The organism is Xylanibacter ruminicola, assembly GCF_900142525.1.
Lineage (GTDB): Bacteria > Bacteroidota > Bacteroidia > Bacteroidales > Bacteroidaceae > Prevotella > Prevotella ruminicola_A.
Genome location: NZ_FRBD01000044.1, coordinates 1 through 7368, shown reverse-complemented (window position 1 = coordinate 7368; position 7368 = coordinate 1). Strand labels below are relative to the sequence as shown.

10 protein-coding genes are annotated in these 7368 nt (G+C 44.2%); all 10 read right to left on the bottom strand.

What is annotated here, in order from left to right; genetic code table 11:
- A partial coding sequence (locus BUB86_RS16715) for a YcbK family protein (protein WP_254795211.1) occupies positions 1–353 on the bottom strand: 353 nt, incomplete at its 3' end.
- A gap of 50 nt (positions 354–403) precedes the next feature.
- Complete coding sequence (locus tag BUB86_RS16710; RefSeq protein WP_254795209.1) at positions 404–2878, bottom strand: BT4734/BF3469 family protein; 2475 nt, start codon at positions 2876–2878, stop codon at positions 404–406.
- Complete coding sequence (locus BUB86_RS16705; RefSeq protein ID WP_073211831.1) at positions 2868–3422, bottom strand: hypothetical protein; 555 nt, start codon at positions 3420–3422, stop codon at positions 2868–2870. Before BUB86_RS16705 ends, BUB86_RS16710 begins: the two co-directional genes overlap by 11 nt.
- 21 nt (positions 3423–3443) lie before the next feature.
- Positions 3444–3770: a hypothetical protein gene (locus tag BUB86_RS16700; RefSeq protein WP_073211828.1), complete on the bottom strand. Its 327-nt coding sequence runs from the start codon at positions 3768–3770 to the stop codon at positions 3444–3446.
- Positions 3771–3874: 104 nt separating this feature from the next.
- Positions 3875–4165, bottom strand: a complete 291-nt coding sequence (locus tag BUB86_RS17380; protein WP_139261744.1) for a hypothetical protein — start codon at positions 4163–4165, stop codon at positions 3875–3877.
- Positions 4140–4490, bottom strand: coding sequence for a hypothetical protein (locus BUB86_RS16695; RefSeq protein WP_073211826.1), 351 nt, complete (start codon positions 4488–4490; stop codon positions 4140–4142). The genes BUB86_RS17380 and BUB86_RS16695 overlap by 26 nt, the downstream gene beginning before the upstream one ends.
- Positions 4491–4675: 185 nt before the next feature.
- Positions 4676–5320: a hypothetical protein gene (locus tag BUB86_RS16690; RefSeq protein WP_073211823.1), complete on the bottom strand. Its 645-nt coding sequence runs from the start codon at positions 5318–5320 to the stop codon at positions 4676–4678.
- 195 nt (positions 5321–5515) lie between these two features.
- On the bottom strand, positions 5516–6469 hold the full coding sequence (locus BUB86_RS16685) for a hypothetical protein (protein ID WP_139261742.1): 954 nt from the start codon (positions 6467–6469) through the stop codon (positions 5516–5518).
- A 91-nt stretch (positions 6470–6560) separates the two neighbouring features.
- Entirely contained in the window at positions 6561–6872 is a 312-nt protein-coding gene (locus tag BUB86_RS16680; RefSeq protein WP_073211711.1) for a helix-turn-helix domain-containing protein, read from the bottom strand.
- 1 nt (position 6873) lies between these two features.
- A complete protein-coding gene (locus BUB86_RS16675; RefSeq protein WP_073211714.1) occupies positions 6874–7221 on the bottom strand; it encodes a type II toxin-antitoxin system RelE/ParE family toxin in 348 nt (115 codons plus the stop codon).
- Positions 7222–7368 lie beyond the last annotated feature (147 nt).

Genomic DNA, 7368 nt, shown 5'->3' with positions numbered 1-7368 from the left:
CTCACTCTTATATCACACGCGCAGCCCGTCATGTGATTGCTATTCGCATTCCCATGAATTGCTTTATTTAATTGTGGGCTGCGATACCCCGAGTTGATCCGGATCGGTTCCCCTCCCCTCTTTCTCAACTCCTCCAGCCACCCGCACAATCGCTTCAGGTTCTCAATCGCCTCATGGCTCGGGATGTTATAAACTTCAGGATGACTTGCACTCCTGGTGAACTCCCCGAGCGTAAAGTTAGGCGATAAGTGAGAGCCATCGAGCTTGTTCGAATGGCCGAGCGCAGCCTCACTCGGCGAAGCCAAGTGCTCGGAGAGTTTTGCTTGACTATTCAATTGTATTATCTGTTCCATAAAATTAAATATTAAAATACTAATGTAGCTCTGTAGCTCCGTAGCTCGGACTACAACATGATGGTACCAGTTTTTCTATACGTTGACTTTAAGTGACCATTTACGTTTATATCCTTCACCTTCACAATCAGGTTGTCTGCCGTCATTCTAATGATTCTTGCACGAGCAGCCTTGGCATTAGCAAGGTTGAAACACCTCATTACATCTTCTACAACAAACTCTTCGGGCAGACGGTTGAATCCGTCAAACGATTTGCTCTTACGGTGCGAATTGTAGGATGCATCACGCTTTTTATCGTCGAAGTATTTCTGGGCCAGACCACCAAAGAAGTAACGCTGACAGGCGTATTGCACATTTACCAGCAACTCAGCCAACTTCCAGTCCACTTCGTCTGTCTCGAACTCACCACACCAATAGCTGCCGTCTTGCTTCATCTTGTCCCAGTGGCGCATCACGATGAAGGGAGTCGAGAAGTTGATGCCATGGTAGGCGCAGCGCTTTAGAAGCATCTCGTCGGCATGCGAGTTGTCTTCTTTCGCATCAGCCATACGGCGCGCCGTCCAGTCATAAAGTTCATCTACAATCTTCTTCATGTTCAGTTCACCTTTGGTGCGATCCAGCTTCACAGCCCACTCCTTCAGTCGCTCGTCGCTTTCGTAGTCGATATCCTCCTCACGGTCCATCATCTCGAAGTTGGTGGCTGGCAGCGGTATGCAGCTCAATCGCGTAGCAAGTCCTGAGCCGAAGTTCTGCTCGTTCACCTTCTTCTTCAGAGCGTTAGGTGTGCCTGTGTAGATGTAGTTCCATGTAACGCTGAAGTTCTGTATCACCGAATCGTTGTTCGAGTACGCCTGACCATCCACTTCATTGTGGAATGCTTTTAGCTCCAGGCTCATCTTGTCAATCCAGCTACCACCCTTCTGTATACTCAGGGTATTATCCAGCTCAGTGTCGAATGTCAGCATGTGCAGCTGCATCTTCTTGCCGTCCACCTCTTCTACGGCGTTCACCATGTCTTGTATAAACTGTGCGTTACTGGTTCGCGCTGGGTGCGCACGCACCACCACTTTCGGTTTCTTAGGTTTCTCCTTGTTGGCGCCTTTGGTTCGCATCTCCTCACGATAGTTATTGATGGCATCCTTACCAGCCTGGTCGGCATCTTCGATAGGCGCTGCAAGTAGCGCGTACAGGCGGGTAGCAAAGCTTTTACCGCTGGCAGGATCACCAATAATCAGTGTTGAGTTATTCAGACGTCGCAACTCCTGAGGGCGATGGTAGAAGCGATAGCAACAACGCGTCATCAACGTCATCAGCAATCCACCTGCCACAAATATTGCTGCTGGATACTGGTTCTTCTTCAATCCCTTACAGATATCCTTGAGTATCGGGAAATCATCGAACATACAGGAGAAGCGCTCACCCCAATCCCATAGCCACTGGTCAATCTCATCATTGTCATCTCGACTAAGCGAAGCGCATGGAGAGATCTCTCGACTACGCTCGAGATGACAAAGGCCAACCGCCTCAAGCACACTATTTAGCGCCTTCGACACCCCTTTGGGCGGCTCTTTGCACGCTGAGTCAACTATGCGTTCAACCTCCAAATCATCCAAACCCAAACGAGGCACGACACTAAGCACCAGCTTCTTGCTGTTATCGCAGATAGCGCGCAGGCTGACAGCCAACTGATATAATTTCACATTGCGTTCGCCCTCCTGTGGTACACCGCCGTTCTGGTTCCACCACTCTTCAATAATCTGCTCATACGGTATACCTTTAAAAGTTTTTACTTCCACTTTCTTATCATCCACATTCCCGCTTTGCTCAGCCCCTTGTTCATTTGCTTTGTGGGCCACAGTATCAGCTTTATCATCACGACTATGGCCAGCCCTATACTCAGCATTGTATTTCTCAGCAAATTCTTTGTTCTCATACGTAAATAATTCTTTGTCTAAATATAAAATATCAGATTCTTTACAAATAAAACTCATTCTCGAAGAATCCTTACAACTCTCATCTACTACCACACCCAGCACCTCGGCCATAGCATGCTGATTGGCAATCAGGTTGCCTTTGGCCACATCGGCCTTGAATACAATCTTCAAGCCCTTACCTGAAGGGGTGATATAGATCAGCAGGATACCGAGGTCTTTTAAGTATTGTCCCTTTGACTCCCCTTTCACTTCCTTTTCACTTCCTTTCCATTCCTCGAAGAGCTTTTTCGGCTCTTCAACATGATCTATATCCATCACCACAAGCCCCGTTAACCGCGTAGCTGCCTGCTTGCGCCATGCGCCCACCTTGCCTTTTGCCGATTTGGTTTCATCAAATGTAGCTTGGAAAATAAATGCTGGCAGCTTACGCTTCAGCGATGCATCGCCTGTTTCACGAAACTTATCAATCTTCTCTGCCCATTCCGTAGCCCTGACAAGGGCCCAAAACTGGGCCTCGTCTACGGGCAACGTAGGATTACTAAAATTCTTCTGATAGCAAAAACTCATAGTAATCGATAAATTAAAATTCATCAAACTCTCTGCACATCCAGTCGTGGAGATAAGCCAATGGCAGACTAAATTTACCATCATTATTCAAATTCACGCCATGATCTTCGGCAATCTCCTTGACATCAGATAAGAACAACGTGACGCACTCCTTTCGGTTCTCTTCCGTCTTCTCGCAAGCATATCTTCTCAACAGTATCTGTGCAACGTCCGACACATCGCGGGCGCAATCCAGCAGGTAGTCAGGATACTTACTCAATGTAAAACCTCGCAGCATATCAGCAATCAAGGCCACATCATTTACGTAGAGCCCCTGCTTGTTAACCACATCATCGTGTTCAGCTGCGTGTTTCAGCCCCTCATACAAATGCCCGAGATACTTCAGACAGTCCTCCATGCTACTCCACTCGTAAGGCTGAATTGCCCATGTACACGATGCCAGATGGTCTTGCATAGGTTCATCGCGACCTACCACATGGTCTATCAGGCGGATTCTTATCTGCTCCATGCTCATGGCTACACAACGCACACTATTCTCCAACAACTCTTTAGCTTCTATATATTCCATAATTCTTTACATTTTAATCAATTACACACGATCTACAATTTCTCTATCCGCCAGGTGACCTGCTGCCACTTTCTGCTCACGCTCCAGCGCACAGAGCATTCTGGCAGTGCCAATACTCTTTTTCAATGCGCAGTAGAACTTGATACAAGTCGGGCTTTCCTTCAGCCAGCCATGTTCCAACGAAACCAACAGCTTATCCTTCTTACGCTTTTTAGCTTTACGGTTGTATGCGTTGAACACTATGCGCCCCGTGTTTTTGTCACGATGCAGTGATCCCTCTACAAATTTGCCCTCAGCAAGGCCTACCAGAATTTCTTCTGGAACTTCAATGTACTTTTTAATGTTCATAATTTTGTCAGATTTGTGAGTCATAAGGGGAAAAGTGAAGTTTTAGTTTGAGCTCAATTATATCCGGATACTTTTCCTCACCCACTTACCCGACTCGGTTAATACTAAAATTTTATATGGATATTGTTATTATAATCCTTTCGAATTTCTTCTATATCTCGTTCTGGTCCTCTTTCAGCGCGCCCACAGCCGCTATTTTCGCTTATGCGGATATCCTTTACGTATCGCAGATATGCTATATCCTTGATTACGCCATCGGGCCTTCCGCAACGTCTCAGATCACCCCTCATGCGCCAATGCCTACAAGTCTCATGGCTCTCATAGCCTTTGGTGCAGTAGCGATTGCCGTACGAGTCTATCTCTTTGTATTTACACGAGGCACAGCATCTCTTCACCCTGATGCCCCGCTTGTTTTTTCTTAATACCATGAATCTTGTTGATTAATTGGTCCACCTGATTCTGCAATCTGTTAATCTCCTGCTGCAACTTCTTTTCAGCGCTACCGTTGCCTATGGCTCTCAGCAGGGCGTCGCGTCCGAATTTGGTGGTCGGGCTGGTACGACCTAATCCTGCATGCAGAATCAATCCCTTTGCTAATTCCACCACATCAAAGTATAAATACCCCTTCCCATCTACGTCAAGCGAATATCCATTCTTCAATGTCTCCACTTTCACTATCACCTCAATCGGCTTCCGCTCTTTAAACTTTTTCTTCGTCATTTTCTTTTCTATTTTATAAAATTAAACTTACCTTCACATCATTTCCCCTCCTGAGCAGGAGGGGCTAGGGGTGGTCTGAACCCTTTTGACGATGCAAAGGTAAGCATTAAAAAATAGGGTGTGGGGCCGATTCGTCAACTCGTCAAATTTCCGTCATTCGATTCGTCATTTCGACTATTTTCTCGTCATTCATTCGTCAATATATGCTGCTTTAGTATCTCCCAATAGATAGAACAGAGTGCCTTCCACGGGTTGCGTTCCATGTCATAATAAGCTTCTTGTCTGTCCTCATAATCCACACATCTCGAGTAGTTGCCCATGGTATAACGCCCTATCATCAAGCGCTCAGGCCAGCATTTAGGCATAATCTGATGTGCGTTGTTATAAAAATCGGCCATGCTTAAGTTGCCATTTACTCTGTCACGGATAACCAAATAGATACCAATCCAATCGTTCTTCGATCTGAATAAATCCTGATGGTTCTCTATGAGTTCTTTCAGACTCGTCTTGATAACTTGCTGGCGCTCTTCAAGTTCCATCATCATATAGCGCTTACGCACCATGGCGTTTTCAGATTTAGGCATAGACATATGATCCTCATCCATATTAGGTTTGGGTATAGCGCCTACCTGATAATGCTCACGAATCTCATTCACCTTGTCTATAATATAGGCAAGGCCATAGATTGTGCCATGGGCCAGCAGCGAGCAAACATAGTGCTCGGCCAGAGCGTAACTACCTGCACTCTTAGCCATGCTGATAAGCTGGTCTTCACAAATTCTCACGCCATCATGCCAGATGTACTGGACTTCTTCTTTGTCATTTCTCATATCCTTGTTTGGAATGTGAGAGATGTCATAGGCCTATGGCCCCTCTCGGGTTTGTAATTAATTTGTTTTTTGCAATGCGGGCGCTAAGATATATTGTTTTTCCGAAACAAATGCATAAAATGATTGGCATTAAGTGGCTGCCAATAAAATACCACTCAACGCCAACATTCGCCAACGATTGCCAACAAGCAACAATCACTTTTTTTGTGGCAAACTATCGCCAAATTCTTCTTTTATTCTTTCTTTAATCTTATCATAGATTGGGTCGTTCGAACATTTATCGTTATCAGTATACATATAGCCATTATACGACGACAGTTTCAACATTCCTTCCTTACCAAACTCAGCCTTGAATACTTCGATAGGCGGTCTACTTTTAAAACACTCCAGTTCAGCAAACGCTCTCATCGGCCTCATCATATCTATTGGTTCTGTTGCCGTTCTTATTTCATTGCGAATCCACTCGGTAACTCTATCCTCAAGACCGATAACCACATAGTCTCTAAACGACATCTGCTTGTTTTCCTTTCTTTTCAGCTCAACGTTATATTCGCCCAAAGCTTCAAGTGTGTGTAGTTTTTCTGTATCATCAACTATCAGATTAGCAAGAAATGACACGCATTGTTCGTATTCTGCACATCCTTCGCATGGAATTAGTTTCATTTTCCATCCATAGCCTTTAAAAATAATATTCAGCGAGTGACATAATGTCTTCGCAACTTCACTACTAGCATGTTTACAGGTAGGGCATTCTTCAATCAGTACTAGCGACTGGTCCTTGTTTGGAACTATAATAACGTACAGATAAGGATGGTCAACAAAGAATTTCTCACCAAACGTCCCATTTGCAACTCTCGCAACTCTAGTATTAGCAACCAACATAAAGTATGCTCCCAATTGTGGCTCAAGCACATGCCTATGATAGTAGAACTTATCTTCTTTGGTGTTGGTTAGCACAACGATGTTTTCTCCTCGGAAGTCCTCTGCCATCGTTTTATCAAGGACTTCCTGCGATTGTAACGAGCAGTTACACCCAAGCCAGCGTTCGGTTGGTTCGAACTGGCATTTGTAGAGTTTCATCTTTCCAGTCATGAGATAGTTTTCTTCATTACGGAGCGCAAAGTTACTACTTTTTTCCGACCTACGCAAAGACTTACGCATAAAAAATCGGCCCCAAATCATCGAGCCGATCACCCCCAGAACCTCTTACTGCAAAGCAGTAAGGCAGGCAAAGCGCTTACTACATAACAGTAAGCGATATTCTCTTGCCTAACCCAGAAAAGATGCGAAACAGAGTAGACAGTTGAACATCAACATGCCCATTTTCAATCTTCGAGATATAGCTTTTCTTGGTACCAATCTTAGCAGCCAGCTGCTCTTGAGTAAGCCCAGCCTGAAGTCTGTGTTCTTTCAAACACTCTGCTAAACAAAAAGCCTCAGCCTTTGCCTCAAAAGCGTCTCTTCGGGCTGTGCCATCTTTACCATATTCTGCATCAAGCAGTTCATCAAATGTTGTACTGGCCATAATAGCCTCTTTCTTCTTTGTGTCCATATTACTTTTCCTCCTTACTTTTAAAATACTCTTTCTTTATTGCCTCTGCACGTTTTATTTCTTTTGATGGTGTTTTCTGAGTCTTCTTTTGGAATCCATGAAACAACACCACTATCGAACCTTTATCCAAACAACAGAATATCCTAAAGATATTACTGTCCAATTCAACTCGTATCTCGTAAATTCCATCCGAACCTTCTATGATACGGAAAAATTTCCGTGGGATGATGCGCTGTGTTTCAACAAGCCGCAACACGAAGTTGATTTTATCTCGGACATCGTCCGTTTGTTCAATATAGAACTCTTTAAAATAGTCCTTAAATAACTTTATCGTTCTTACTTTTTCCATCTCGATGATTGATTATCGCTGCAAAGTTAACAAATTTGTGAACATCTTCCAAATAAAAAACACTTTTTTTATCAATAAATAGCAATTTAATAATTATATATACTATTCCTCCATATCCAGCGAAGCTACAAAAACATCTTAAGCATC

Coding starts and splice junctions, on each gene's coding strand:
- BUB86_RS16680 (WP_073211711.1), bottom strand. CDS start 6,872: ATGGACACAAAGAAGAAAGAGGCTATTATGGCCAGTACAACATTTGAT.
- BUB86_RS16700 (WP_073211828.1), bottom strand. CDS start 3,770: ATGAACATTAAAAAGTACATTGAAGTTCCAGAAGAAATTCTGGTAGGC.
- BUB86_RS16690 (WP_073211823.1), bottom strand. CDS start 5,320: ATGAGAAATGACAAAGAAGAAGTCCAGTACATCTGGCATGATGGCGTG.
- BUB86_RS16695 (WP_073211826.1), bottom strand. CDS start 4,490: ATGACGAAGAAAAAGTTTAAAGAGCGGAAGCCGATTGAGGTGATAGTG.
- BUB86_RS16710 (WP_254795209.1), bottom strand. CDS start 2,878: ATGAATTTTAATTTATCGATTACTATGAGTTTTTGCTATCAGAAGAAT.
- BUB86_RS16705 (WP_073211831.1), bottom strand. CDS start 3,422: ATGGAATATATAGAAGCTAAAGAGTTGTTGGAGAATAGTGTGCGTTGT.
- BUB86_RS16675 (WP_073211714.1), bottom strand. CDS start 7,221: ATGGAAAAAGTAAGAACGATAAAGTTATTTAAGGACTATTTTAAAGAG.